We start from the raw sequence: 25,105 nt of genomic DNA, 5'->3' as shown, positions 1-25,105 counted from the left end.
TTTTCGACAGCTATTAGCGAACCCCTTGCCAGCATCAATACCATACTATATAACTCACTGAATAGCAATAGATTTACACTTCTCTCCACGTAAATCGACCAATTCGACGCGTTTTGCTACTGATGCGGAACGGATGCGCTATTCGTCGACCAATGACCCAGGCAATTTCATTTCCCGATAGAAGCACAGTGGTTTGCTCGCGTTCCGTTCGGTTTAATTTCAGATCATTCAATAAATCACTGACCAGTTTATGCCCGTTTAAACCAATAGGGCGAATCTTATCACCCTGTTTCCAAAGACGAATCGTTAACGGAAACGTTAGCTGGTCAGCATCAAGACAGGCCACCTCGGGTTCAGTCGGAATAGTGAAATCAGCCGGCCTTTCAACTACATCGATCGTCAAGGCAAAACGATCCCCGGTCAGAACAGGAGTATCCGGCCAGTCGGTTAGCTGAACCTCAATCTCTGTAGGCTGGTGGATCGGCTCAATCAGGAGGCCGTTTCGTTCGTGGGTTATCCGGTGCGTAGCCGACCGAAATATCTGTCCCACGGGCTGCGTAAGACAGGTAACCAGCAATGATGCCTGATCGCTCGTGAACCCGAATGGCTTTACCCATTCCATTAGTCGAAAAGGGAGTTCCGACTGGGCAAGTAGCTTGTCGTGAGGAAGTAAAATAGAACGTGCCCCTACCTCAGCAATGGCCTGCCAGGACTGATCCAATTCAGCTCTCATGAGTGTTTCGGCGGCTCTCAGCCGCTCAACCGTTCGAGGCAGCGTTTGCCAAAGTCCGGGGTTTAGGTCAGTCAGAACGGGCACAACATGGTGGCGAATTCGATTGCGGGCATATTTAACATCAGCGTTTGAGTTATCCTCCCGGTATTCCAGACTATTGGCGGCTGCATAGGTAGCAATTTGATCACGGGTTGCAAATAACAAAGGACGCACAACCTGATTTTGGTTTGCCAGAATACCATGTAAACCAGCTAATCCCGTGCCGCGCGTCAGGTTGAGTAACAGGGTTTCGAGAACGTCATTTTTATGATGGGCCGTTGCCAGACAGGTGTACGAAAACTCGCTGAGCAATTGAGAAAACCAGGCATATCGAAGTTCACGGGCGGCCATCTGAATGGATATACCCCGCTCATGAGCAACAGCCTTCGTATCGAAACGGATCAAGTGAAACGGAACCCCGTAACCGTTGGCCTTGTTTTCAACAAAAACAGCATCAGCTTCGGAAGCGGCTCCGCGCATACTAAAGTTAACGTGAGCTATCGCAAACGGTTGACCAGACCGATAAAACAGCTCCGCCATGACCATCGAATCGATCCCCCCGCTAACCGCCAGAAGCACCCGATCGGTTGATTTGAAGAGTTGATTGTCGTTAATAAATCCTAAAAATCCGTTTTCAATCATTTGGAGTCGGCCCTAAGCCGTAGTTTTGTCACTATGATTCGTTTGCTTACCCGTTTTCTTGTCGCTTTCGTCCTCTTTGGTTCGTTACTTGTTTCAGCCGATTTGCTGGCACAGGTTAGCGCTCCTCCGGCCGGGCGCCCCTCAACGCCTGGTAGCGCAGCCGATAAAGTTGAGCTATTACCAGGTTCCGACAGTCTGGTAGGAATGAATGTGCCCGGCCAGGTTGTTCGAAAAATATACAATAATGTCCGGTTTCGCCAAAAAGGGATGTTGATGTATTGTGATCTTGCCATTCAAAACGCAACGACCAATGTCATTGAAGCGTATGGCAACGTGCAGATTATTCAGGGCGATACCATTACGGTTCGGGGCGACACGCTGTTCTATTACGGTAACACCCGTCAGGCTAATGTACGGGGGCGGGTAAGCTTACGCGACCGAAAAATGACGCTCACAACAGCACAACTCGACTACGACATGCTGTCGGGCATTGCGCACTACCCCACACCCGGCCGTATTGTCGACAAAGAAAACGTGCTGACAAGTCGGGAAGGTTATTACGATACCCGTACCAAATTGTTCACCTTCCGCCAGAATGTTCGGCTGGTTAATACCAAGGGCACCCTCACGGCCGATTCACTGCTGTACAATTCCATAACCCGAATCGCCACTTTTCAGGGACCGACGCGCATAACCAACAAAGACGGGGTTCTAACGGCAGTGGCAGGCCAGTACAACACCACATCCGGTATATCAAATTTCCAGCGGAGAGCCACCGTTGAAACGCCTAAATACCGCCTGACGGGCGATTCTCTCTATTACGATAACGTGTCGGAGTTAGGTATTGCCAAGGGCAATGTGATCATGGTTGCCAAAGACCGGCAAGCCGTCATTACGGGCGATCATGTCCGATACAATGGGAAGGCCGGCATCTCGCGGGTAACCGGTCACGCTGTTGCCAAAAGTCTGGCCAACGAAGCCGCCAAAGACACACTCTATCTGCGGGCCGATACCTTATTTTCGTTTGATAATAAACTAACAAATACCCGCCGATTACTCGGCCAGAAAAACGTTATTTTATATAAATCAGACTTGCAAAGCAAGTGCGATTCGCTCATTTACGACACGGCAGATTCAACGATTTATTTCTTTAAAAAACCCATTGTCTGGAGTCAGAATAAATACCAGATGGAAGCCGATTCCATGCGGGCGGTGCTTAAAAATAACAAGATTCAAACGATGTATCTGAAGGCAAAATCATTCGTGATTTCCCTCGATACACTGAAGAATTATAACCAAATAAAAGGCCGTACCATAACCGCTTTTTTCAAGACTAAAATCACGTCTACACCCCTGAATTCAGCAGCTGAAGAACCGGCTCTGGTTGCGTCCAAAACAAATTCTCCACGATCGGTATCTACCGCTGCAACGAATACCATCTCTAAACGCGTATTGACGTCTAAAAGCAGTTCACCTGCGTCTACCACGGTACTTAATCAGGAGCAGACAGTTCTGGACCGTGTACTCGTAGATGGCAACGGGCAAAGTCTTTATTATGCCGTTGATGAAAAGAATAAATTAATTGGTTTAAATCATGTAGAATCGAGCCGAATGAACATTGAATTTGAGGAGAACAAGGTTGGGCGAATCAGGTTTTACGGGCATCCGGATTCTCAACTTATTCCGCCAAAAGAATTAACACCTGATGTGCAGCAACTAGATGGTTTCCGGTGGCGGGAGGCCGAAAAACCAACTAAGAATCAGGTTTTATGGCTTGAAACGCCCCCGGCAGAGCAACCAATAATTAGAAAACCATTAAAAAATAAGAGTACAATTAAACCTTTGGCTCAAAAATTGGTTCGAAAAGGTAATAATTGACTGTTTTAACAATTTTTTAGACAATAGCCCGTTGACTTTGTCTTTTAAGATGAATAGGTTTGTGTTGTATAGGTGTGTACCTGAAGTAGACTTACATGAAACAAATTATACTTATTGGTGTATTGATGGGCTTGCTAACCGCAGTTGCCCCGCTCCAGGCGCAGGTCGCCCAGCGGGATTCTGATGCGCGGAAAGGAAGCCGACTAGAACTGGGTCGGACCTCATCTGTACGCAAACCAACAACGGGCTTGCCAACGCAGCGGTTTTCGATCGCCCCAAGCCCATCCTTATCTGGTCTGGACCGGTCCATAACCCTGCATAAAAATAGCGCCATCAATGAGCATTATCGCTCAATTATGATGACCCATAGCGGAGCAAAAATTCCAACCCATGCAACAGCTGCCGAAAGTGCGCCAACGGTGGAGAGTGCACCCCGAACATCAGTTGTAGCTCAGGAAGGAAAAGCAGAAAACCGGCTCTATACAACTGAAAAACTATGGGTATCAAACGCGTATCCCAACCCGGCCGATGACGTTGCTGAGATAGAATATCAGTTTAATGGCATAGGAGATGCAAAACTGGTTCTGCTTAATTTGCTTGGTGCTCCCGTTGCCGAGTATGAACTTGAGCACAACGAACGTAAAGTTCGGATCGGTACGCGCCATCTGGATACGGGTTACTATCTTTATCAGTTGTCCGTTGATGGAAAAAAAGTGGCTACGAAACGACTATTGGTACGCCATCAGTAATCCGGGCACTTGTTGTTAAAATAAGCTAAAATAGCCGATATCCTCCATCATTTTCAGTACTATGCAGGGCTTCATCCTCGTTAAATCGATGAAGCCTTTATTTTTTTTGTATCTTTGCAAGCATATGCAAAACCGTCATATTGGTAAAATCCTGCTAGGGATTGGAGTCGTATTTCTGCTTGGCTCATGCAGCCCATTTTCAAAACTGCAGAAAAGTGGTAGTGATGACGCGAAGTACAAAGGTGCTCTTGAATATTACAAAAAGGGAGATTGGTACCGGGCAGGCCTGTTGTTCGAAGAGTTGATTCCGGTACTGAAGGGTAGTAATGAGTCGGAAATGGCTCAGTTTTATTATGCCTACACGCAGTACCAGCAACAGCAATACCTGCTGAGTGCTACCCTGTTTAAGAAGTTTTATGAGACGTTTGCGCGTTCAGAATATGCGCAGGAGGCCATGTATATGTATGCCTACTCGCTTTACAAAGACACGCCTTCGTTTAACCTGGATCAGTCTAACACGCTGACGGCAACATCGGCCCTTCAGGATTTCATTAATGCTTATCCTGACAGCAAATACAAAGAGGAGTCGACAAAGCTGATTCTGGAACTACGTGGAAAACTGGAGCGTAAAGCCTATGAAAAAGCCAAGCTCTATTACAAAACCAGTGGCTTTAATATTGCCTCATACAAATCCGCAGTCATTGCCATCAATAACTTCCAGAAGGATTTTCCAGATTCGGAATACAACGAAGAACTGGCTTATCTGAAAGTTGATGCCGAGTTTAGTCTGGCACAGAATAGCCTGGAAACAAAACAAAAGGAACGTTATCAGGAAGCGATCAGTTATCATCAGGCATTTGTGGACAAATACCCAAACAGCCAGTTCCTTAAACAGTCGGAGAGAATGTTTGAAACCAGTCAGAAAGAGATTGATCGTCTGGATAAGCTGGAACAGGAACGTGAAAAGGAAAAAGCGCGATTAAAAGATGCCAATCGCCCTGCAAAGGTGACGGCAGCAAATTAATACAGTTTACGGGCTGAAGTTTGTAGTCAATTACTTCAACGCCCTAACTCTGGTGACTATATACCAAATACCGATTATACTCTATTATGGCAACAAATCCATCTATTATCACCCGTAATAACGACAAGATTGCGGCTCAAACCGGGAACCTGTACGAATCGGTATCGATCATTTCGAAGCGTGCCCGTCAGATTTCTACCAAAAATAAAGAAGAATTGAGCAACAAGCTTTCCGAGTTCGTTTCGGCGGTCGATAACCTCGAAGAAGTATTCGAAAACCGGGAACAGATTGAGATCTCCAAGTTTTACGAGCGCATGCCCAAGCCGACTTCCATTGCCACCGATGAGTTTCTGGAAGGTAAAGTATACTGGCGCTATAACGACGAAGACGCTCAGTAATAACTTATTTTGTATTGATCTTCCAATGACCGCACGGTAATCGCTGTGCGGTCATTGGTGTTTTATATCTGGTTATTGAGTTATTCCCTTACCGACTCCTTTTACCAATACCTGTTAACCAACAATCATTAACGAATGTCACTTGCGGGGAAACGTATTCTTTTAGGCGTAACAGGCAGTATATCAGCCTATAAATCGGCACTACTCGTTCGGCTCCTGATAAAGGCCGGTGCCGAGGTGCAGGTTATCATGACAGCATCGGCCCAGCAATTCATTACCCCGCTCACGCTGGCTACGTTATCAAAGCGTCCTGTCTTCTCGACGTTTGTGAATACGGCATCAGATCGTCCCGGCGACGGTAGCTGGAACAACCATGTTGATCTGGGACTTTGGGCCGACGCTCTTGTGATTGCACCGGCATCGGCCCATACACTGGCCCGTTGTGCAACGGGCTTTTGTGATGATCTGCTGTCATCGGTTTATCTGTCTGCCCGCTGCCCGGTATTTTTCGCCCCGGCAATGGATGTCGACATGTATAGTCACCCATCTACGGTTGACAACCTGCGTCGGCTGGAGAGCTTTGGCAATCATATTATCAGGGCAGAACATGGCGAGTTGGCCAGTGGCCTGGTAGGCGAAGGTCGACTTGCAGAGCCCGAAACAATTGTTCAGGTGTTAACTGATTTCTGGACAAGTAAGCTCGACCTAAAACCAGTCAACCCGGGTATTCTGTCGGGAAAGCGCGTGCTAATTACTGCAGGACCAACCCAGGAGCCCATCGACCCGGTGCGGTACATTAGCAATCATTCGACGGGAAAGATGGGCTATGCCATTGCAAACGCATTTGCCGCAGCCGGGGCTCAGGTAACGCTGGTGAGTGGACCAACTGCCCTACCCCTCCCCTCGCCCGGCATAAAGCGCATTAATGTCCGGTCGGCGCAGGAAATGTTCGAGGCAACGGAATCGGAATTTGGTATGGCTCAGATCATTGTTCTGAGTGCCGCCGTCGCAGATTACACCCCCGCTCATCCGGCTGACCGGAAGATTAAGAAGAATGAAGCTGTTTTTTCTCTTGAATTAACGAAAACCACCGACATTGCGGCTACACTTGGAAAGCGAAAGCAAGCCGGGCAGTTGCTGATGGGCTTTGCGCTGGAAACGGACAATGAGCACGAGAATGCGCTTAAAAAACTTTATGCTAAGAATTTAGACTGGATTGTATTAAATTCACTTCGTGATTCAGGAGCCGGTTTCGGGCACGACACCAACAAGATTACCGTTATAGATAAGGACGAACAGACTCATGAATTTCCACTTAAATCAAAAGACGAAGTGGCATTGGATTTGGTTATGTTAGTCGTAAAGTCGCTATGACATAGTAGGGTCTCATCCATGAAAGTAATACGCATTTTACTGTTAGTAAGCTGTTTGGCAGGCTCGGCAAGCGCTCAGGAGCTGAATTGCCAGGTTACAATAAATTCTGATCAGCTATTTGCCCAACAGAAAACTGATTTTTCCTACGTGAACCAGTTGAAAGGCATCATCACCGAGTTTATGAACAACCGGCGGTGGAGCAACGACCAGTTTTCGGTGGCTGAACGGATCAACTGTTCTCTGAACATCAACCTGTTGAAATCGTTGACCCAGGGAGCGTTCGAAGCAACGGCACAGATCATTGTGACACGGCCTGTATACGGCACAACGTACGAGACGACTACGTTCAGCTATGTTGACCGGGCATTTAACTTTGTTTATCTGCCTACAACGCCTGTCTATTATCGGGAAAACCAGTTTTCAGACGATCTTACCTCTTTACTGGCATTTTATGCCAATGTTATTCTGGCTGTCGACTATGATACGTTCAACAAGCAGGGAGGAAATCAGTTTATTCAACGCGCCTATGCCATTACCAATTTGGCCCAACAGGGATCACCCAATGGTTCGTGGCAAACGGGGGGCGACCGTCGAAATCGGTACTGGCTTGTTGAGAACCTTCAGAATCAGCAACTGCTACCGTTTCGAGATGGTCTCTACACCTACCATCGCCAGGGTCTTGACATCTTTGCCTCCAACCCTGTGCAGGTTCGCAAACAAACCATTGCCTTATTGAATACCATACGCACCATTGGCCTGCAACTACCGAATTCTGTTCTAATCAATTCGTTTTTTGATGCTAAGTCGCAGGAGTTGTTCAATATCCTCTACGAAGGAACACCAGCCGAGCGAAAACAGGCATTCGATTTATTGTCATTCCTCGACCCGGCTAAAACAGAAAACTACCGGAAATTAATCCAGTGAGTTACTGACGGCACATAACTTTGTTTTTATTTGCCGTCCCCTACTCACTGCTAACTATTCGCTGATTTTGCTTTCGCATCTATTCATAAAGAATTACGCGCTGATTGACGAACTGGAGCTCTCGCCCGACCGCGAACTAAACATCGTAACGGGCGAAACAGGCGCAGGAAAGTCAATTATTCTCGGTGCTATTGGGTTGCTGCTTGGCAACCGGGCCGATACACGCGTCTTGTACAACCCCGAACAGAAATGTATTATTGAGGGGACATTTGGCGTATCCGGCTATCGGATCGAGCAGATCTTCGACGACGAAGAACTCGATTACTCGGATACATGCATCGTTCGTCGGGAAATTAGTGTGAGTGGTAAATCACGGGCCTTTGTTAACGATACACCCGTAAACCTCGATACGCTCCGACGGATTACGAGTGAGATGATGGATATTCATTCACAACACGATTCGGTACTGCTGGGCTCTAACGAATATCAGTTGGAGATAGTAGATACCTACGCCCAGAATGAAGCGCAGCTACGCACCTATCGCTCCGACTATCAGGTTTACCGGGCAAAAAGAACGCATTATGACCAGCTCCAGTCTGAGGCTTCGGCCATGCGCAAAGAGTTTGATTACAACAACTTTTTGTACGAAGAACTGCTGAAAGCCCAGTTACAGCCCGATGAGCAGGAAACACTTGAACAGGAATTGACAATTCTGGAAAACGCTGAAGATATCAAGGAGCGGCTACAGGTAGCGTATGAATATCTGGACAATACAGAGCAGTCAGTTATCGACTTCCTGAAGGGCACGGTCAGCAATTTGACTTATATCAGCAAGCTGTCTAACCAATACGAACAACTGCTGCAACGGGCGCAAAGCAGCCTTATTGAGTTGCGCGACTTGGCAGACGAAATAAGCGTTGAACAGGACCGGGTTGAAATAGACGATACCCGTGCCGATACCATCCGGGAGCGTTTAAACCTGATGTATCAGCTCCAGACTAAGCACCAGGTAAAAGACGTGGCGGGGTTGATTGCGCTGCGAAATGACCTTGGCCAAAAAGTAAGCAAAGTCCTGAATCTGGACGACGCCCTTGCCGAAGCCAAAGCACAGTCCGAAGCCGCCCGCGCCCAATTGCAAATTAGCGCCGATGCATTATCCTCCTCCCGGAAGGCCGTTCTACAAGCCATAGAAAGCGAGATTGGTAAACTGCTCAACGACCTGGGAATGCCGAATGCATCGTTGAAGATACAGGCCGAAACCAGTAAGCCCAGCTTAACAGGCATTGATACGATTTCGTTTTTGTTCAGTGCCAATAAAGGTGTTAAACCTCAGCAGTTAAAAAACGTAGCGTCTGGTGGTGAGTTTTCGCGGCTGATGATGGCGATCAAGTACATCCTAGCCAGCAAACGCTCCCTGCCAACCATCGTTTTTGACGAAATTGACGCGGGCGTATCCGGTGAAATCGCCATCAAGATGGGGAACATGATGCGTGATATGGCCCACAGCCACCAGATTATTGCCATTACCCATCTCCACCAGATAGCGGGTCAGGGCACTGCGCATTACTTCGTTTACAAAGACCATTCGGCCGCAAAAACAGTTAGCCGAATCAAGAGATTGTCCCTGGATGAGCGCGTCAATGAAATCGCCCAGATGATTGGTGGGAAAAACCCATCGGCCAGTGCTCTCAAGAATGCCCGTGAAATTTTAAAACAACGCCCTACGTCAACGGTCAAATGACGTGGGGCTTTACTACCTAATCTAACTACCCTTAACATCGCTACACAATGAACCAGCGTTTCCTTGCCTTTGCCGGGCTACTTATAGCATCCGGACAGTTTTACGCGTGTAAATCGGCGGAAGACACCGTTAAAGAAGCAGAAAATGAAGTTTTTGCCATTCATGACCAGATCATGCCTAAAATTGATGACATCATGAAGCTGCGCAAACAACTAAACCAGCGCATTGCATCGCTCGATAGTCTGAAAGATAACAGTTCAGCAGCTACTACGCTACGCACCGATGAAGAGCGGGAACAGGCCTCACGCATACGAACAAACCTAACAATTGCGGATAGCCTCATGATGGATTGGATGGGGCGGTACAATGGCGATACACTTACCAAATTATCCTCTGACGACGCCCTTCGTTACCTTAACGGGCAAAAAGAACAAATCACCGATGTCAAAACAAAAGTTAATACCAGCATTGAACAGGCCCGCCAGTTTTTGGGTAAAAAATAGTATTTGGATTACCCTGCTTTGTATCTGTAGCCTGCTTGAGGCCTGTACCGGATCGTCCGGAGACAGCCTTCCTATTTTAGGCCAGCGGGAGGCCGTAACTAAAGTGGTCAATGGTAAATCAGTAACCGATTCCGTCTACCAGTCTATTCCAGACTTCAGCTTTGTGAGTCAGTTTGGCGATACGGTTACGGCCAGAACCCTTGATAATAAGATCTACGTAGCTGATTTTTTCTTCACCAGTTGCCCAACGATATGCCCTAAAATGAAGGTTCAGTTAAAACGGGTATACGAAAAGTTTAAGGGTAATCCGGATGTTATGCTCTTGTCGCACACCATTGACCCGGCTCACGATTCGGTGGCTGTTCTGAAAGAGTTTGCGCAAAACCTGGGAGTAACAGGCCGCCAGTGGCTTTTTGTAACGGGCGACCGGGAGAAGATTTACGACATTGGTCAGAATAGCTACATGGTTACGGCCCAGTCCGATTCTACTGCACCCGGTGGCGTTGTGCATAGCGGAGCGTTTATTCTGGTCGACAAAGCCAAGCACATCCGTGGTATTTACGACGGCACAACCGAAGATGGTGTCGATAAATTAATGAATGACATGAATCGGTTATTAGCCGAGTATAAAAAATGATTCGACTAATCGGATTTTTAGTAGCAGGGCTTTTTCTTATCAACTTGCTTTCCTGCCAGAGCGACGAAGAAATTAAACGGCAACGGTATATTACCGAAGGCATTTTTCTCTATAAAAACAACTGTGCCAACTGCCACCAGAATAAAGGAGAAGGTTTGGCTGCCCTTTACCCGCCCATTGCGGGATCCGATTATCTGCAAGATAAGAAACGTGTCATTTGTTTGATTAGGTACGGCCAAAAAGGTCCTATTGTAGTTAACGGGAAACCGTACAATCGTCCAATGCCTGCCCAACCACAGCTGAGTGATCTCGAAATAGCGGAAATTATAACATACATCTATAAAGAATGGGCTGGCGAAACGAAAATAACCGACGTTAAAGCCGTAACACCAATTCTCGAACAGTGTAAACAGTAAGAATAATTGTTCGACGGTTCAGCTGTCGAACAATTATTTTAAATTCCCCCTTCAACGTTAAAGACGCCGGTTGGCTTCCGAATTGAGTATTGGCTGAAGTCTTGATTCGCGTCCAGACCAATCCCATAGAGTTTTTCACCGGTCAGCTGACTCAGAATGGTGACGCGCTTTTCAGTATACACCTTCTTTGTCTGAGGTTTCCAGTTCAGTTCAGGCGTTAGCAGTTTTTCCTGTTTCTGCTTGTTAACGACTACGACATTACCCATTACCACATACACATCTTTGGCTTTATCGTAGCGACCGGAGTCGGAGCGAATTGTCGTTACTTCTTCACCCGTAGGGTTGTAAAAGACAATATTTACAGGCTTGGGGTAACGTCGATCATCGTTACTATACCGGAACTGTTTGGCCGTTGTTAGCTTGACTTTTAACTTTGCTGCTTCACTGTAGAGCAGCCTTACATCATTTATTTCCTCAATCGGCCCTGAATACGGATTGACTTTTTTCGCTTTTTTGGCTTCCTCACAAGCGAACAGCATACAGGACAAAAAAAGAATAATGCTTGTGATAAACAGTCTTTCTTCGAACCGGGATACCATTTTATTATATGTATTAGAGATTATGTCACCCATTTAGAAGCGGCTTGAGTTAGCAATTTAGTATACAGTTAAAAAGCAGATACTCACAGGAAAAGATCTGTGCCTATCTGCTTCTGTCACCTTTAATACGGCAGCTGCGGCCATCATATTGACCTGCAACACGTCTATCCAGTTAATCAACAACCTGCTTCCGGAACCATACGTCATTCAGCGAGAAACCCAGCCCGATACGTACATATTGTTCTTTGATTTGCGTACCGGATAACACTCCTCGCTGCCCACCTACCAGAGAAAGCGTTAAGTGGTTTACATAATAAGCGCCAAGTGGTAAGGAGATACCTAGACTACCATTCACATCCGTAAGTTGCGTGCCTCCCGCCAGATAAGGCAATTTGTTATATTGAAATCCTGCCCGGTAGGTGATCAAATCGCGGTACCGGTTAGATGTCGGCTTAGGAGTATACTCAAGTCCGGCGGCAACATTCGTTCCATCGGCCAGATTACCTTGTTTGTTTTCCGCAGTCCGGTATTGGCTCCACTTTTGAAAACCGACATCAACGCCAACAAGAAGTGTATTCCCTTTCTCGATGCTTACGCCAAAATGCATTTGCTGAGGCAAGGTAGCCTGTGCATTCGAGTTAAGGCGCAGGGTGTCAGGAGCCGAAATAGCCTGACCGGTTAAGGTTGTCTGCTGGTATATATCCGTTTGTGTTGCCTTGACCCGCATTTGCGGATCGTAGGTAGCACCCAGATTGAGTGTCCATGTATTATTTAACTTAGGTCGCCAGGCTGCCCCAAGCTTCCAGACAATATCGCTGTAGTTTGCTCTGTTTAAGTGCGTAACCCGTATATCTGAACTACCGCTAACAACGGCTCTTGCATCTGAGGAGTTAGTAATATTACCGAACAGAAATGCGCCTTCTACGCCCGCATAAATATTTTTAGTAACCCTGAATCCGTTAGCGAACGTAACTTTATTCAACCCGCCCTTACCAGTATAGTTATACTCAGCCGTATAAGGTGTTCCGGCAACGGCTTCCACTTTCCGAATGTTGTAATTTACATACGTATAGGGTTTCAGGCTAAGCGAAATATTCCATCGCGAGTTAGCAGGAAACGACAAAGCCAGATAGCCTAAGTTGGCCCCAAAATTACTCTGACTCTTAAGGCTATTACTGATCGTTTGACTAATTGATTTTGACTGCCCCATCAAACCTACTTCAAATATGGTGAAGCGGCCTCTACGGGCTAACAGAGCCGGATTTTGCAGGTTTAAATAGAAAGCGTTGGCATTACTGATGCCCACATCGCCCATGCCCATGTTGGTGATATTGCCAGGGCTATACAATTCTCCAATACCCAGGGCTGAATAAGGGGAATTCCCTAATCCCTGTGCCAATACCATGGGCGATGTCGCGGCAACAGCCAGCAAACTATGCGTTAACGTCTGGCGTATTCGCTTGTAAATTCTCAACATTATAGCGTAAAATTCGATTCAATCCAATCAGCACCAATTCAGGCACCACAAATATCGGGGGTTTAAGACGACTTTCAAAGGAAGATGCGTCACCCCCGCATAACAGTACGGCAATACCCGGTCTTTCCCGACGATGGTTTTCAATCAGGCCGTTCATTTCCAGAGCCAGGCCATTCAGTACGCCACTCTGCATGGCTTGCTGGGTATTCTTAGCCGTTAATACAGGCCAGCCCTCCGCCAAGTCAACCGGAACATCAACCAGGGGCAACCGGGCGGTTTGCTCGTGCATAGCCCGAAAGCGCATATGTACTCCCGGCGAAATGAGCCCTCCCTGAAACACCGATTCGCGATCGACAACATCTGCCGTCAGACAGGTACCCAGATCGAGAACAAGACAATCCTGACCCGGAAACAAGGTCACAGCGCCAACCGCAGCAGCCACCCGATCTGCCCCCAGTGTAGCGGGGGTATCGTAGTCTTTGCGTATGGGTACCGGCGTTTGGCTGTCCAGTATTTGAACGTTAATATCCAGTCCTGTAAACCGGCGCCTTATTTCTTCAGCAGGCCGACTAGTTGAGGAAACCAGCACTTGTTTTACGGGACGCTTGATGAAGTCGTCCAGCAAAGCTTCTACTGAGTCATATAATCCAACCTCTACCAAGTCCGGGCCAGCAAAACTGCCTGTCTTCAGTCGTGAATTTCCCCAATCAACGACAAGATTCATATCGGCCATCGACGAGTCGTAAAGATGCCTGGTTTCCATTTCCGTCTGCTAGAGCAACGTTTTATCGTGAACAAAATTTGTCATTCCCTGTTGATTTAAGGATTTTTAACGGCATAAAAGTTTTCGGACTTATTGAATAAAAAAACCGCTCAGGAAACATTTACATCAGAATAACGTTATGATGATAAAATCGGAACAAAATACTATCTTTGCTACCATCAATCTGGTCGGCAAGTAGTGCTTCTACCAAAGCAGCGCTCATAGCTACGGCGGACCTCCGTTTTCCAAACGTTTTGACAACCTCCGCGTCTGGCCCCACCAGGCGGTTGTGTTTGGATTAGACAAACCACCCCAATTTATAGTTTAGAGTTATTTTCATCACGTAATTGCTTGAACCTGTTTAGGTTAATTTGGTTTGATAAGTCAGTGACCCCACTTTTAGACTAGTATTCGTCTGCCAACTTGCCTGCTGAAACGGCCAATTCATTCAACAAATCCCATACGTTCATTCTTGCCGCTTTGTCGGTCCTATTAAGGTTTATTGCTAACCTGACCTCTATGTTTAAGAAAGAAGAATTAGACATGAAGCTTCTCTCGGAGCTTCACCCCATTGCCGAGCAATTTGGCATTCGTAATATCAGCAAATTCACAAAAGAAAAACTCGTTTACGAAATCATAAAGCAACAGTCTGAAAGCCCGGTGGCTGTTGAGGAAACGCCTTCAGTAGAAGAAGCTCCGCGTCGTGGACGTCGTACAAAGGCCGTTCCATCAGCCGATGCAGCCCCGGTTAGCCTTCCTGTAGAAAATACAGCGGTAGAAAACACAACGACGATTTCTGCCACAGAAACACCCTCTCCCGAGCTTGCCAAACCCCGTCAGCGGGGTCGTCGCGAGCGTGATGCAGCGGAAGTGGTGACAGTCTCCGAACCCACAGTGGCAGAAGAGAAGTCTACAGATGTGAACGCTATAACAGCCTCGCCCGCTACAGAGCAGACAACATCTACTCCGGCTGTGGCTCCAGTTTCATCCAGCGAAAACACAACCGCTGAACCAGCGCCTGAGACTCCCCAACCGGTACGTCAACCCCGTGAAAATCGGGAACGCATTGTGAATCCCGGGCAACGGCCTAATTCGTTTAACCAACCCGTTCGCAATCGCAACGAAGGTGATGGCTCATCATCTGACCGTAATTTCCGGACACCCCCACCCCGTAGTGACCGCAACGGCAATGGCCGTCCGGATTTAAACCAGCAGCGCAACCCGCGGCCAGATGGCTCGTCGCAAGGCCCACGGGATGCCCGCCCTCGTTTTGATGCGAACCGCGACCGAAATGGTAGCGATAGCCCACGCGATAATTCTCAACGCCGGGATCAACGGCCCCGTACCCAGCGTATTGTAACCGATGAGTCGGGCCTGAACTATGGTGGTCAGGCCGATGAGGAGTTCATGACACCGACGGTTGTAACGGAAGACAACGCGGCAAACATGCAGCCATCAGGCCAGCCAGTTGCCGCAGAAACAACCGCCGTCGTCGAGCCCGCAGGAGCACCGGCCGAATCGCAGGAAGGGCAGCCTCAGTCGGAATCCGGTCAGAGCGACCAACCTGCTCAACCTCAGCTTTCGCAACCTTTGCGGGAAGCTCAGGAATACCAGAATCGGATAAGGCGGCAGTATAACCAGCATATTCGCGAATTTGATGGTATCATCGACAACGAAGGCGTACTGGAAATCATGCAGGATGGCGGCTACGGCTTTCTACGCTCTGCCGACTACAACTACTTAGCCAGCCCCGATGATATTTATGTATCTCCTTCGCAGATCAAGCTCTTTGGCTTAAAAACCGGTGATACCGTACGGGGTGCCATTCGTCCGCCAAAAGAAGGCGAAAAGTATTTTGCACTGCTTCGCGTATCGACGGTTAACGGCAAAACGACGGAGGAAATCCGGGATCGGATTCCGTTTGAGTACCTGACCCCACTTTTCCCCGAAGAACAACTACATTTGAGCAACCGCCCGGAGAACTACTCCTCTCGTGTCCTGGACTTGTTTGCTCCTATCGGTAAAGGACAGCGCGGTATGATTGTCGCCCAGCCCAAAACTGGTAAAACAGTTCTTCTTAAAGAAATTGCCAACGCCATCACGAAAAATCACCCGGAGGTTTACCTCATCGTACTACTGATTGACGAACGTCCCGAGGAAGTGACCGACATGGCGCGCAGTGTAAACGCCGAAGTGATTTCATCAACCTTCGACGAGCAGGCCGACCGGCATGTGAAGGTATCGAGCATGGTTCTTGAAAAAGCGAAACGGATGGTTGAGTGTGGTCATGATGTAGTTATCTTATTGGATTCGATTACACGTCTGGCGCGGGCTTATAACACCGTCGTTCCATCGTCGGGCAAGATTCTGTCGGGTGGTGTCGACGCGAATGCACTGCATCGGCCTAAGCGTTTCTTTGGTGCGGCCCGAAATGTTGAGAATGGCGGTTCACTTACCATCATCGCTACAGCATTGATTGATACGGGTTCTAAAATGGACGAGGTTATCTTTGAGGAGTTCAAAGGTACCGGCAACATGGAACTTCAGCTCGACCGCAAACTGGCTAACAAACGCGTTTATCCGGCTATCGATGTTATGGCTTCGGGTACGCGCCGTGAAGACCTGTTACTGGATAAAGAGACATTGCAGCGTGTCTGGATTCTTCGTAAGCATATGGCAGACATGAATCCTATGGAAAGCATGGATTTTCTGCTAGGCCATATGAAAGGTACGCGTAGCAATGAAGAGTTTTTAATCTCAATGAACCGATAGTTCTTTTAATCAGGATCAAAGGCCCGGCAAACAGAAATCTTACACTCTGTCTGCCGGGCCTTTTTCATACCGCTCACAAAAAAATAAACGTAGAAGCGATGATTAATGCTTAAATTGCATTATATACAGGTATTTTATGCGTGATCTAATCCAATACGCCATTCCCGGATTCATAATTCTGCTTGTTACCGAAGTTATTCTAACGGCAATTCAGCATAAGGATTACTATGACCGGAAGGATACGTTCAGTAGCCTGAGCATGGGGATAGGGAATGTCATCATCGGGTTTGTCGGCAAGGCTATTGTATTTAGCGCCCTTTCGCTAATCTATCAGTTTCGGTTATACACAATCGATTTAACCCTATGGTGGGCCTGGGTGATCCTGTTTTTTGCGGATGATTTCAGCTACTACTGGTTTCACCGGATCAGCCATAGCAGCCGGTATTTTTGGGCATCGCACGTGGTGCATCACTCCTCAATGAAGTATAACCTGGGTACGGCACTCCGCCAAACCTGGACAGGTAACATAACAGGTGCCTTTGTGTTCTGGTTATGGCTGCCCCTCGTCGGCTTTTCGCCGGTGGCGGTTATGACCATGCAATCCATAAGTCTGTTGTATCAATTCTGGATTCATACAGAGCACATCAACAAGTTGCCAGCTCCTATTGAATTTATTTTCAATACCCCCTCACATCATCGGGTACACCACGGTTCGGACCTCCATTACCTGGATAAAAACCATGCGGGTGTCCTCATCATCTGGGACCGCATCTTCGACACCTTTGCCCAAGAGCAAAGCCGACCAACTTATGGGCTAACCACCAATATCCATTCACACAACCCCGTTCGAATTGCCTTTCACGAATGGGTATCCATCGGTCAGGATCTTCAACGTGCACCGTCGATACGAGCTGCGTTGGGATATATCTTCGGCCCACCGGGCTGGAGTCATGATGGCTCCCGAAAAACGACCAAACAACTTAGGCAGAAATCCGCGTCTGTCCCGGCACAGGAGAGAGCCCCTTCTCTATAGTATTTTCGGTTGGCTTGTACGGTTACACGCAAAGCTGGACCAATCAGCAAAAACCTTTCTACGCTAAAAGAAGCGGGTGCTGGTGGTGTAATTAACCAACTGCTGGGTATTGTACAAGTTGTTGAGCAGGTTAATGTTATTCAGTTGTGCCTGCTGATACGTTCTGATTTTGTCCAGATAATCCAGCAAACCAATGGTTCGTGCGTTGTAGGCTTTCGTAGCTTCTACCGAAATATTCCGGATTCGGTCAAGATACCCTTCAGGCTGGGTATTGAGTTGCTCATAATAGGTTTTCAGTTTATCAAAGGCATTCAATACATCACTTTGAACAATCGTTTGCTGATTCTCCAATCCACCCGTCACGCTTTTCAGGGTCGTCTCCGCCGATCGGATAGCCCCCTGATTGCGGTTCCGAACTGGTAAATCCATAGCTAGCTGAAAGCCGGTAAAGTTATTATAGGCATTCCCATACTTTTCAAATAACAGTCCAGTCGTCAGGTCTGGCGTCCGGCGGGCTTTTTCGAGCGCAAGGCTTCGTTCGGCATTATTGATCTGCTCCTGCGACAGGCCAATGTCGGGTCGATTCGTCAGAGCAGAGTCGAGCGCCGTTGCCAGAACCGGGAGCGTGGTCTTTAAGGGAGGCAGTTCGGTTGGCAGAATGAACGTACCGGCAGGCTGACGCAACAAAACCCGCAGCGTAGCCTGCTCATCAGCAATTTGTGTGCGGTAATTAGCACTGTTGGCCTGCAAATCACGGATAGCCACTTCCAGTCGGGTCACTTCATACGCTGGTACACCTCCGGTTCGGAGAACAATTCGATATGATTCAAGTAGCCGCTGCTGTCGAGCCAGTTCATCGTCAAACAGACGTAGAACCTGTAAGTCATAATATAAATTGGCGTAAGTAGTGTATAGCTGGTAGTGGAGTGTCCGCATGACATCCTGAAATGCCAACCGGGACAAAGACTTGTTACTTTCGGCAAGAGAAACCAGTTTACTGCGTTTACCAGCCAGCAAGATAACCTGTTGTATTTGAACGGCATAATAGCCGCTATTGTAAATTCCGGCATTTTTATCAGCCTGGGTTGGCGGCCCATACGGTAACACCTTGCCCGTGTTAGGGTTAAAAAGGTTACCCTGAAACCATAAATTTGGATTAGGCCGCAACCCTGCCTGTGTAATGGCTGCATCGGCAATATTAATTTGATAACGCTGAGCAATAAGCTGAAAATTTCTCTCCAGAAACTGCTGTTCGAGTTGTGGGAGACTTTGCCGGATGGTATCCGGTAAAGCACCGGCTACCGGTGTTTGCGCCAGCAAAGAAGACAATGTGCACAGCCAAAAGGCAAGGAGTGCAAAAGCGGAACATGTAGTTAAGCGTAACCGATTCATAGAACAATGCATGCCGGAAAACCTGCCCGGCTGATTTCGGGGGCAAATAGCAACGCGTTTGTTAAGGTGTTGTTAAAGTCTAATTAATAAGGTCTTAAAAAAACAGGTGGCTCTTGTCAGGAACATTCTGATTTGGTTGAGTTGAATTTTAAAGAAGTTTTAATTGAACTTTAAACCAGCTTTAAAGTCGGGTACTCACTTTTGCTGTTGAATTCCAACTAACTTCAACGGGCGCATGAAAATTCTTCTTATTCAAAGTGATGCAGATTACCTCGATGTCCTCCACCGAACGCTATCCGAACGACAGTATACTCTCGAACTGGCAAGCGACGGATACAGCGGTCTGGCAATGGGGCTGCACGCCCGTTTTGACATGATTGTGCTCGATACGCACCTGCCCCGAATGAATGGTCTTGATGTGATCAGGAGGCTTAGGCAGGAAAATGATTCAACCCCGGTTTTATTATTGTCTCGTTTCGGAGAGTCGGCCGATAAAGCCAGAGGTCTTTATGCGGGTGCCGACGATTACCTTGTTCGGCCATGTGACTCCGACGAATTACTAGCCCGCATTTATGCCCTGCATCGCCGACGAACGGGGGGCTTTAACGCACCTTCTATACTTACCGTCGATAACCTTGAGCTTAACATAGCGGAAAAAGTAGCCTACCGGGCCAATCAGCGCATTCGATTGACGGCGCGGGAGTTTCAGTTGCTCGAATTTCTAATCAAAAATGCGGGACGCGTTGTTACAAAAGCGCAGATACTCGAAAAAGTGTGGGATAATCCAACCGTTAGCAGTACCAATAAAGTAGAAGTGTACATCAATTTTCTGCGCAAGAAAATTGACCGCGACTTCGATCATAAATTAATTCACACGGCTATGGGAGTTGGCTATCTACTCCGATCAGGAGCTTAAACGGTATGATATTGGTGGTATGATCCTTTTTTTCGCGTTCTGTAATCGATCATATAACTTATCTACCCTTCGGGACGATTTTTGGCCAGGAAATCAACATGGTGGCGGCTTATTTACTTACTCTTTCGTTACTCACCACCCAGTCCGATACGGTTGTGTCGGCCGATACTACTCGGCCACTTCACTTTCGGATTAAGCCCGCGTTTAACCTCGACTTTCGCGATTCATTTCTTGAGAAGCAGCACGTTAACGTATGGGGTATCAACGCTGGTATTGAATTTGGTCCCAAGCGGCATCAGTTAACCATCGGGTATTATTGGATCAATTATGCAACGTATTTACGACTGATCGACTGGCGACGCGACGCAGCCCAACGAATTAATCTCACTTATTACACCCGCACCGATTTATGGTTCGTTAGTACGCAGTATTGGTGGAACTTGATCAACAACAAGCGATGGATGGTTAGTTTTCCGGTCGAGCTTGGGGGTGGCGTAGCCTATGCAATTCCGTTAAATCTGACAAAAGACTACCCCATTGACCGTTCGCGCCGGAGTTTTTTTGTACCTCTTCAGGCGGGTGCCTATACCCAGTGGAAGGCCACACGCTGGGTTGGTCTTACGGCACAGATTGGGTACCGGGTTTCAGTTTTCCAGACCGATATTGACCAGAATTTCAACGGAAGTTACTACAGCATTGGCATTTCCATTTATCCGGCTCTGCCTCTGGACATCTGGCGATGGGTGAGAAAAGGAGACCGCATTTCCCCTCTACACCCACCCAAAGCTCGGCCCACCGACAAAAAATAAAACCAGATCCTGAAGTATCCCTGCTTTATGAAAGCGTTAATCCTGAGTACTTCAGTAACCAGACTAGATCATTACCAGTAAGCTATTTATCCAGCGATTCAGAAATCGCTGGTGTTATATGCAGTCGAGACCACCCGGCTCCAAGCAGGATGACGTTTTATGTACACATCAACAAACGGACAGAGTGGTACGATTTTAAGCTTATTCTCTTCGATATACTGCAACACTTCGTCAACCAGTTGGGAGCCAACGCCATGCCCCTCTAAAGCAGGATCGACCTCCGTGTGCGTTAATGCCAGTGTTTCGTCGTCTACCTGTTGATACGCGACGATAGACAGTTTGCCATCGGTTTCCAGTTCAAACTGATGACGGTGCGTGTTATTCTTGATACGGAGATCTTTCATTTTGTTCATACGTTTATTAGCCATTCTACACAAAAAAATGCCGACTTGTTCAAATGAAGGATTGTAATTTGCGAGCGAGATCACTCTTTCCGTCGCCATGAACCGTCTCGACCGCTTAACGGCTATCCTGATTCATCTGCAAACCAAGCGAGTTATTCGCGCCCAGGAATTGGCCGACCGGTTCGGTATCAGCCTTCGTACGGTTTACCGCGATATCCGATCATTGGAAGAAGCGGGCGTTCCTATCGGGGCTGAAGCAGGCGTCGGTTATTTTCTTACCGATTATCACCTGCCTCCGGTCATGTTTACAAACGCCGAAGCGAGTGCCCTGCTTTTAGGAGGCAAACTAATTGAGAAATGGACGGATCAATCCGTTCGGACAGAGTTCGAATCGGCCTTATATAAAATAAAATCCGTTTTGAAACGTCCCGATCAGGAATATCTAGATAGTCTGGAGGCCCATATCAACATTGCGAAGCCTTTAAACCCAGCAACCGAAGGAGAAGGTTCACTCAATAAGATTCAGCACGCTATTGCGCAACAGCATGTGCTGAATCTTCGATACCACTCGCATTATAACAACGCCGAAACCCAGCGCCGAGTTGAACCGGTGGGGCTGTATCATTACCGCATGAACTGGCACTTGATTGCCTTTTGTCAAATCCGGCAGGATTACCGGGACTTTCGCGTAGATCGCATTCGCCAACTTACCGATACAGACGAACGTTTTTCGCGACGGGAGCATCTATCGTTACAGGAATACCTCGACCGTGTTGGCAAGCAAGATTTGCCCGTTATGGCAGCTACGGTTGTTTTTCAGAAACTAGCTACCCGGTACATGCAGGAGCAAAAGTATGCCTATGGTTTTCAGCACGAAGAAGATCTTGGAGACCTTGTCCGTATACACTTTCAAACACCCTATGCCGAAGGGCTGGCCCGCTGGCTAATTATGTATGGCAATCAAGTTCAAGTCGAGCAACCCAACTCGCTGAAAGTAATGATTCGTACACTGGTAGATGAATTATATACTCATTATTCTACGTAAGTCATGACCTAGAAATTTCATATTTATATTAAAAACTTCTAGCATTTGACTTACCTATTTCAGGTTACCTACTGCAAAAAAGTATACCCCTTATCAATAGTTTGTCTTAAAGAAAACATAAAAAATAATACCGAAGCCTGATCTAATTAATAAATGGCCAGGCTTCGGAATTTAGAAGAAAAACTGAGTACTTTAAGTAAACTTATCTTCGTTTAGTTAAAGTTTGCTTTGCTGAGCGTACATTAACTGTACTTTTTCTCGGCTGCGTTTAAGACGCATTTTAACAGCACTTGATGTAATAGCGTACAATTTGGCAATGTCATCAATGCTCAGCCCCTGTTCATATTTTAATCGCAGTAATGTTTGTTCTTTAACAGCCAGTGAATTCATAGCCATCTTTAAAAGTTGAAGTTTATCTTCCTGAATATGCGCCCAATTTGAGTCGGGTACATTTAGTTGAGAATCATCATCAATTGAGCTTAAGCTTAAACGTTTGGCTATTCTAATCTGATCCAGGCAATGATTACTTACAATTGTGTATAACCAAGTCGAAAAACTGGAGCGCTCCTGAAAAGCATTAAGTTTAACAAAAACTTTTAGAAATATATCGTGCGTAAAGTCCTGAGCCTGATCGGCATCTTTTATCATTGACAAACAATGACGATATACTTTAGCCTCGTAACGCTTATACAATACTTCGAAACAACTATTCGGCTCATGGGGCAGATAGTGACGAATCATGTCTTCGTCAGATAAAGTCGTATTCATATTCTTGATTAAGTGGTAAGTACGGATGGGTAATAAATATTAGATTCTTAAGTTACTAAAATTCTCCTCGTGCCATGCTTAAGCTTAAACCATAAAAAGTGGTCTACTTAACATTTGTTCAATAGCAAATACACCTGACTTTCGGTACCTAATAAGGTGTTACATTAGATCATATAATTTAACCGTCAAAACGATCTATATCTGTCAAGTAATTAATTGTGTATAATTTTATGTACCTGCTACTTTACAACTTGATTGTACACACACAACTAGCTTACGTTCAGCTAAACTGGCATTTGACAGTGAAATATAAACAAGTTATTTTCAATGGTGGGGATAACGTCTTGAAAGAGAAGTACTCTGAGGACAATCAACCAATATTGGTAAACATTCAGCATTTATTTCGACTAAATAATAAGCGTAATGCTCAGGCATACGTAGAGTTTTACTTACTCATATTTATATATCATTTTATACAGTAAAAAATGAACAGTCTATATCGCTTACTTATTCAGTTGGTCAATTAAAACGTTTAGATACTCAAATTTTTGTATCCTTCAGAAACGCTTGTCTTAACACTAGGAATACACCCTACATACGATACAGTAACTCATAGTTTAACCTTACACAGAGTAGACTTCACAAACACAAATGACAATATGTGTGATTTTCTAGTGAACGTATCTTAGCCAAGTATCCGCTGACGGCAAATTGTATATTAACAGGTGTGACTTTTCGGCGGGTATCTCGTATTAACTAAATACTTGCGCTGGTTGATGACTAGTATATGAGAACAGTATTCCCAAAACTGTCCTTTGATAGTGTATTAGCACCTCAATGCACTTTCACAGCCATACACTTCATGTAAAAGTTGACCTCTTTAGAATTATATGGATAGCTATAGAACTCCCTCTATTCTTATTATTGAAGACAATTTAATTGATGCGTCCTGGTTGAACCAAGTGCTGGTGAACATGGGCTTCACATCGCCTTATTTAACGCACGATATAGATTCCGCAGCGAGTATAATTAGGGATCAACGTCCACAGATAATGATTTGTGATCTGTTTTTCGATGGTAGGCCGGATGGATTAATCTTACTTAATCAATTCTCAACATTAAGTAAGCAATTCATAATGACAACAAATTCCCACGAGAATAAGCTGTATGAACAAACACGGGCACTTGGTGTAGGAGGACACCTGATCAAGCCATTTCACCCGCTTACCCTCCGTTCTTTACTGGATAATATCCTCAGCCCTGTCCCCTCTCAAACTTCTCTCCAGCCCAGTTCGCACTTATTTATCCGCGGTGCTCAGAATAAACAGATACGGGTTGATTTAAGCGAAATCCTGTTCCTTTACTCCGAGCGAAATTACACTTTCATTAAAACCGTTCAGGGGCGTTTCACCATCAAACGCTCGCTTAGTAAAATGCAGGAAGACTTAGATAAACGATTTCTACGAATTCACAACAGCTATATCGTCAATACAGATTTTCTTAAAGCTATCTCAACTAATACCGTATTGATCGATAAAGATATTATACCACTTGGAAGAGCTTATCGTAAGAACCTGGTACCCTTATTGACGCCTAATAGAGAAGAGAAATCTACTTAAATTAGTAGTTACCATCAGTCAGCAGTGCTCACGCAGTAGCTTTCTCCAGATTTACTCCTTTTTTGACCAGCGATGGCTGCTAACTAAATACGTAAACATATTAATTTTTTATAATAGCTTAATTCTGTTAAACTTTTATATACATATTTACCTGATTAACAGCATCAAAAGTTTATACTATTAATTAACTTAACAGTGTACTAATAAGTATATATGACTACTCAAAACTAATTTTGGCCGATAATTAGGCCACTTCAGGAACTAAAGCTATTTTTAGACTGTAAAACTAAGCTTGTCAATCCTTCCTCGGGTATAAGGCCAGCCTTGTCGATAAACAGCAGACCTAGCGGTTAAAAATTAACTCACTTGTATACCCAATTTCAAACGACTCAGCTGAATAGGTCAGTTATTTTTCTGAGACAATGTAGTATGAAGGTGTCTGGATCAACA

The 25,105-nt window shown here is 46.2% G+C and carries 23 protein-coding genes; 16 read left to right on the top strand and 7 right to left on the bottom strand.

Annotated elements, in window-relative coordinates; all coding sequences use genetic code 11:
* Positions 1 to 73: 73 nt before the first annotated feature.
* Positions 74 to 1,414 carry a tRNA lysidine(34) synthetase TilS gene (tilS, locus tag NT073_RS11795; protein ID WP_297373283.1) on the bottom strand — a complete coding sequence of 447 codons (1,341 nt, stop codon included), beginning with the start codon at positions 1,412 to 1,414 and terminating at the stop codon, positions 74 to 76.
* Positions 1,415 to 1,447: 33 nt separating this feature from the next.
* On the opposite strand from tilS, the gene NT073_RS11790 reads away from it, so the two are divergent.
* The 10 genes from NT073_RS11790 to NT073_RS11745 all read left to right on the top strand — a co-directional run bounded on the left by NT073_RS11790 (position 1,448) and on the right by NT073_RS11745 (position 11,058).
* The gene (locus NT073_RS11790; RefSeq protein WP_297373280.1) at positions 1,448 to 3,292 is read left to right on the top strand and encodes an OstA-like protein; all 1,845 of its coding nucleotides are present in this window, start codon (positions 1,448 to 1,450) and stop codon (positions 3,290 to 3,292) included.
* Between the two features lie 95 nt (positions 3,293 to 3,387).
* Positions 3,388 to 4,041: a T9SS type A sorting domain-containing protein gene (locus tag NT073_RS11785; protein WP_297373278.1), complete on the top strand. Its 654-nt coding sequence runs from the start codon at positions 3,388 to 3,390 to the stop codon at positions 4,039 to 4,041.
* A 124-nt stretch (positions 4,042 to 4,165) separates the two neighbouring features.
* Positions 4,166 to 5,065 (top strand): outer membrane protein assembly factor BamD, encoded by a 900-nt coding sequence (gene bamD / locus NT073_RS11780; RefSeq protein ID WP_297373276.1) that lies wholly within the window; start codon positions 4,166 to 4,168, stop codon positions 5,063 to 5,065.
* Between the two features lie 86 nt (positions 5,066 to 5,151).
* Positions 5,152 to 5,463, top strand: coding sequence for a DNA-directed RNA polymerase subunit omega (locus tag NT073_RS11775; RefSeq protein ID WP_012925907.1), 312 nt, complete (start codon positions 5,152 to 5,154; stop codon positions 5,461 to 5,463).
* Between the two features lie 135 nt (positions 5,464 to 5,598).
* Positions 5,599 to 6,837, top strand: a complete 1,239-nt coding sequence (gene coaBC, locus NT073_RS11770) for a bifunctional phosphopantothenoylcysteine decarboxylase/phosphopantothenate--cysteine ligase CoaBC (protein ID WP_297373236.1) — start codon at positions 5,599 to 5,601, stop codon at positions 6,835 to 6,837.
* Between the two features lie 18 nt (positions 6,838 to 6,855).
* The gene (locus NT073_RS11765; RefSeq protein WP_297373234.1) at positions 6,856 to 7,761 is read left to right on the top strand and encodes a DUF4835 family protein; all 906 of its coding nucleotides are present in this window, start codon (positions 6,856 to 6,858) and stop codon (positions 7,759 to 7,761) included.
* 67 nt (positions 7,762 to 7,828) lie between these two features.
* On the top strand, positions 7,829 to 9,502 hold the full coding sequence (gene recN / locus NT073_RS11760; protein ID WP_297373232.1) for a DNA repair protein RecN: 1,674 nt from the start codon (positions 7,829 to 7,831) through the stop codon (positions 9,500 to 9,502).
* A 47-nt stretch (positions 9,503 to 9,549) separates the two neighbouring features.
* The gene (locus NT073_RS11755; protein WP_297373230.1) at positions 9,550 to 10,005 is read left to right on the top strand and encodes a viral A-type inclusion protein; all 456 of its coding nucleotides are present in this window, start codon (positions 9,550 to 9,552) and stop codon (positions 10,003 to 10,005) included.
* The gene (locus NT073_RS11750; RefSeq protein WP_297373229.1) at positions 9,944 to 10,642 is read left to right on the top strand and encodes an SCO family protein; all 699 of its coding nucleotides are present in this window, start codon (positions 9,944 to 9,946) and stop codon (positions 10,640 to 10,642) included. Before NT073_RS11755 ends, NT073_RS11750 begins: the two co-directional genes overlap by 62 nt.
* A complete protein-coding gene (locus tag NT073_RS11745; RefSeq protein WP_297373228.1) occupies positions 10,639 to 11,058 on the top strand; it encodes a cytochrome c in 420 nt (139 codons plus the stop codon). Before NT073_RS11750 ends, NT073_RS11745 begins: the two co-directional genes overlap by 4 nt.
* Before the next feature lie 38 nt (positions 11,059 to 11,096).
* Here NT073_RS11745 and lptC read toward each other — a convergent pair whose 3' ends face one another.
* The 3 genes from lptC to NT073_RS11730 form a co-directional block, all read right to left on the bottom strand.
* Positions 11,097 to 11,657: an LPS export ABC transporter periplasmic protein LptC gene (gene lptC, locus NT073_RS11740; RefSeq protein ID WP_297373226.1), complete on the bottom strand. Its 561-nt coding sequence runs from the start codon at positions 11,655 to 11,657 to the stop codon at positions 11,097 to 11,099.
* Positions 11,658 to 11,829: 172 nt separating this feature from the next.
* The gene (locus NT073_RS11735; protein ID WP_297373225.1) at positions 11,830 to 13,134 is read right to left on the bottom strand and encodes a hypothetical protein; all 1,305 of its coding nucleotides are present in this window, start codon (positions 13,132 to 13,134) and stop codon (positions 11,830 to 11,832) included.
* Positions 13,091 to 13,897: a type III pantothenate kinase gene (locus NT073_RS11730; RefSeq protein ID WP_297373223.1), complete on the bottom strand. Its 807-nt coding sequence runs from the start codon at positions 13,895 to 13,897 to the stop codon at positions 13,091 to 13,093. The genes NT073_RS11735 and NT073_RS11730 overlap by 44 nt, the downstream gene beginning before the upstream one ends.
* Before the next feature lie 519 nt (positions 13,898 to 14,416).
* Between NT073_RS11730 and rho the strand changes: the two genes are divergently transcribed.
* Together rho and NT073_RS11720 are read left to right on the top strand one after the other, a co-directional pair.
* A complete protein-coding gene (rho, locus tag NT073_RS11725) occupies positions 14,417 to 16,669 on the top strand; it encodes a transcription termination factor Rho (protein ID WP_297373220.1) in 2,253 nt (750 codons plus the stop codon).
* A 136-nt stretch (positions 16,670 to 16,805) separates the two neighbouring features.
* Entirely contained in the window at positions 16,806 to 17,702 is an 897-nt protein-coding gene (locus tag NT073_RS11720) for a sterol desaturase family protein (protein WP_297373218.1), read from the top strand.
* A 63-nt stretch (positions 17,703 to 17,765) separates the two neighbouring features.
* On the opposite strand, the gene NT073_RS11715 is transcribed toward NT073_RS11720, so the two are convergent.
* Entirely contained in the window at positions 17,766 to 19,094 is a 1,329-nt protein-coding gene (locus NT073_RS11715; RefSeq protein ID WP_297373216.1) for a TolC family protein, read from the bottom strand.
* Between the two features lie 235 nt (positions 19,095 to 19,329).
* Here NT073_RS11715 and NT073_RS11710 point away from each other — a divergent pair, with 235 nt between their 5' ends.
* On the top strand, positions 19,330 to 20,010 hold the full coding sequence (locus tag NT073_RS11710; protein ID WP_297373214.1) for a response regulator transcription factor: 681 nt from the start codon (positions 19,330 to 19,332) through the stop codon (positions 20,008 to 20,010).
* A 98-nt stretch (positions 20,011 to 20,108) separates the two neighbouring features.
* Positions 20,109 to 20,819, top strand: a complete 711-nt coding sequence (locus tag NT073_RS11705) for a hypothetical protein (RefSeq protein WP_297373212.1) — start codon at positions 20,109 to 20,111, stop codon at positions 20,817 to 20,819.
* Between the two features lie 98 nt (positions 20,820 to 20,917).
* Here NT073_RS11705 and NT073_RS11700 read toward each other — a convergent pair whose 3' ends face one another.
* Positions 20,918 to 21,223: a GNAT family N-acetyltransferase gene (locus tag NT073_RS11700; protein ID WP_366107239.1), complete on the bottom strand. Its 306-nt coding sequence runs from the start codon at positions 21,221 to 21,223 to the stop codon at positions 20,918 to 20,920.
* Between the two features lie 97 nt (positions 21,224 to 21,320).
* On the opposite strand from NT073_RS11700, the gene NT073_RS11695 reads away from it, so the two are divergent.
* The gene (locus NT073_RS11695) at positions 21,321 to 22,268 is read left to right on the top strand and encodes a YafY family protein (protein ID WP_297373208.1); all 948 of its coding nucleotides are present in this window, start codon (positions 21,321 to 21,323) and stop codon (positions 22,266 to 22,268) included.
* A gap of 216 nt (positions 22,269 to 22,484) precedes the next feature.
* Here the strand turns inward: NT073_RS11695 and NT073_RS11690 are convergent, their stop codons facing one another.
* Positions 22,485 to 23,036, bottom strand: a complete 552-nt coding sequence (locus tag NT073_RS11690; protein ID WP_297373206.1) for an RNA polymerase sigma factor — start codon at positions 23,034 to 23,036, stop codon at positions 22,485 to 22,487.
* Between the two features lie 890 nt (positions 23,037 to 23,926).
* Between NT073_RS11690 and NT073_RS11685 the strand changes: the two genes are divergently transcribed.
* Entirely contained in the window at positions 23,927 to 24,655 is a 729-nt protein-coding gene (locus NT073_RS11685; RefSeq protein WP_297373204.1) for a LytTR family DNA-binding domain-containing protein, read from the top strand.
* Positions 24,656 to 25,105 lie beyond the last annotated feature (450 nt).

It is taken from the genome of Spirosoma sp. (assembly GCF_026391055.1).
Classification (GTDB): domain Bacteria; phylum Bacteroidota; class Bacteroidia; order Cytophagales; family Spirosomataceae; genus Spirosoma.
This window is presented reverse-complemented; position numbering and strand designations above follow the sequence as displayed.

Excerpts from the sequence above, each read along its gene's own strand:
- tilS (WP_297373283.1), bottom strand. The coding sequence starts at position 1,414 with ATGATTGAAAACGGATTTTTAGGATTTATTAACGACAATCAACTCTTC.
- NT073_RS11790 (WP_297373280.1), top strand. The coding sequence starts at position 1,448 with ATGATTCGTTTGCTTACCCGTTTTCTTGTCGCTTTCGTCCTCTTTGGT.
- NT073_RS11785 (WP_297373278.1), top strand. The coding sequence starts at position 3,388 with ATGAAACAAATTATACTTATTGGTGTATTGATGGGCTTGCTAACCGCA.
- bamD (WP_297373276.1), top strand. The coding sequence starts at position 4,166 with ATGCAAAACCGTCATATTGGTAAAATCCTGCTAGGGATTGGAGTCGTA.
- NT073_RS11775 (WP_012925907.1), top strand. The coding sequence starts at position 5,152 with ATGGCAACAAATCCATCTATTATCACCCGTAATAACGACAAGATTGCG.
- coaBC (WP_297373236.1), top strand. The coding sequence starts at position 5,599 with ATGTCACTTGCGGGGAAACGTATTCTTTTAGGCGTAACAGGCAGTATA.
- NT073_RS11765 (WP_297373234.1), top strand. The coding sequence starts at position 6,856 with ATGAAAGTAATACGCATTTTACTGTTAGTAAGCTGTTTGGCAGGCTCG.
- NT073_RS11755 (WP_297373230.1), top strand. The coding sequence starts at position 9,550 with ATGAACCAGCGTTTCCTTGCCTTTGCCGGGCTACTTATAGCATCCGGA.
- NT073_RS11750 (WP_297373229.1), top strand. The coding sequence starts at position 9,944 with ATGTCAAAACAAAAGTTAATACCAGCATTGAACAGGCCCGCCAGTTTT.
- NT073_RS11745 (WP_297373228.1), top strand. The coding sequence starts at position 10,639 with ATGATTCGACTAATCGGATTTTTAGTAGCAGGGCTTTTTCTTATCAAC.
- lptC (WP_297373226.1), bottom strand. The coding sequence starts at position 11,657 with ATGGTATCCCGGTTCGAAGAAAGACTGTTTATCACAAGCATTATTCTT.
- NT073_RS11735 (WP_297373225.1), bottom strand. The coding sequence starts at position 13,134 with ATGTTGAGAATTTACAAGCGAATACGCCAGACGTTAACGCATAGTTTG.
- NT073_RS11730 (WP_297373223.1), bottom strand. The coding sequence starts at position 13,897 with ATGGAAACCAGGCATCTTTACGACTCGTCGATGGCCGATATGAATCTT.
- rho (WP_297373220.1), top strand. The coding sequence starts at position 14,417 with ATGTTTAAGAAAGAAGAATTAGACATGAAGCTTCTCTCGGAGCTTCAC.
- NT073_RS11720 (WP_297373218.1), top strand. The coding sequence starts at position 16,806 with ATGCGTGATCTAATCCAATACGCCATTCCCGGATTCATAATTCTGCTT.
- NT073_RS11715 (WP_297373216.1), bottom strand. The coding sequence starts at position 19,094 with ATGAATCGGTTACGCTTAACTACATGTTCCGCTTTTGCACTCCTTGCC.
- NT073_RS11710 (WP_297373214.1), top strand. The coding sequence starts at position 19,330 with ATGAAAATTCTTCTTATTCAAAGTGATGCAGATTACCTCGATGTCCTC.
- NT073_RS11705 (WP_297373212.1), top strand. The coding sequence starts at position 20,109 with ATGGTGGCGGCTTATTTACTTACTCTTTCGTTACTCACCACCCAGTCC.
- NT073_RS11700 (WP_366107239.1), bottom strand. The coding sequence starts at position 21,223 with ATGAAAGATCTCCGTATCAAGAATAACACGCACCGTCATCAGTTTGAA.
- NT073_RS11695 (WP_297373208.1), top strand. The coding sequence starts at position 21,321 with ATGAACCGTCTCGACCGCTTAACGGCTATCCTGATTCATCTGCAAACC.
- NT073_RS11690 (WP_297373206.1), bottom strand. The coding sequence starts at position 23,036 with ATGAATACGACTTTATCTGACGAAGACATGATTCGTCACTATCTGCCC.
- NT073_RS11685 (WP_297373204.1), top strand. The coding sequence starts at position 23,927 with ATGGATAGCTATAGAACTCCCTCTATTCTTATTATTGAAGACAATTTA.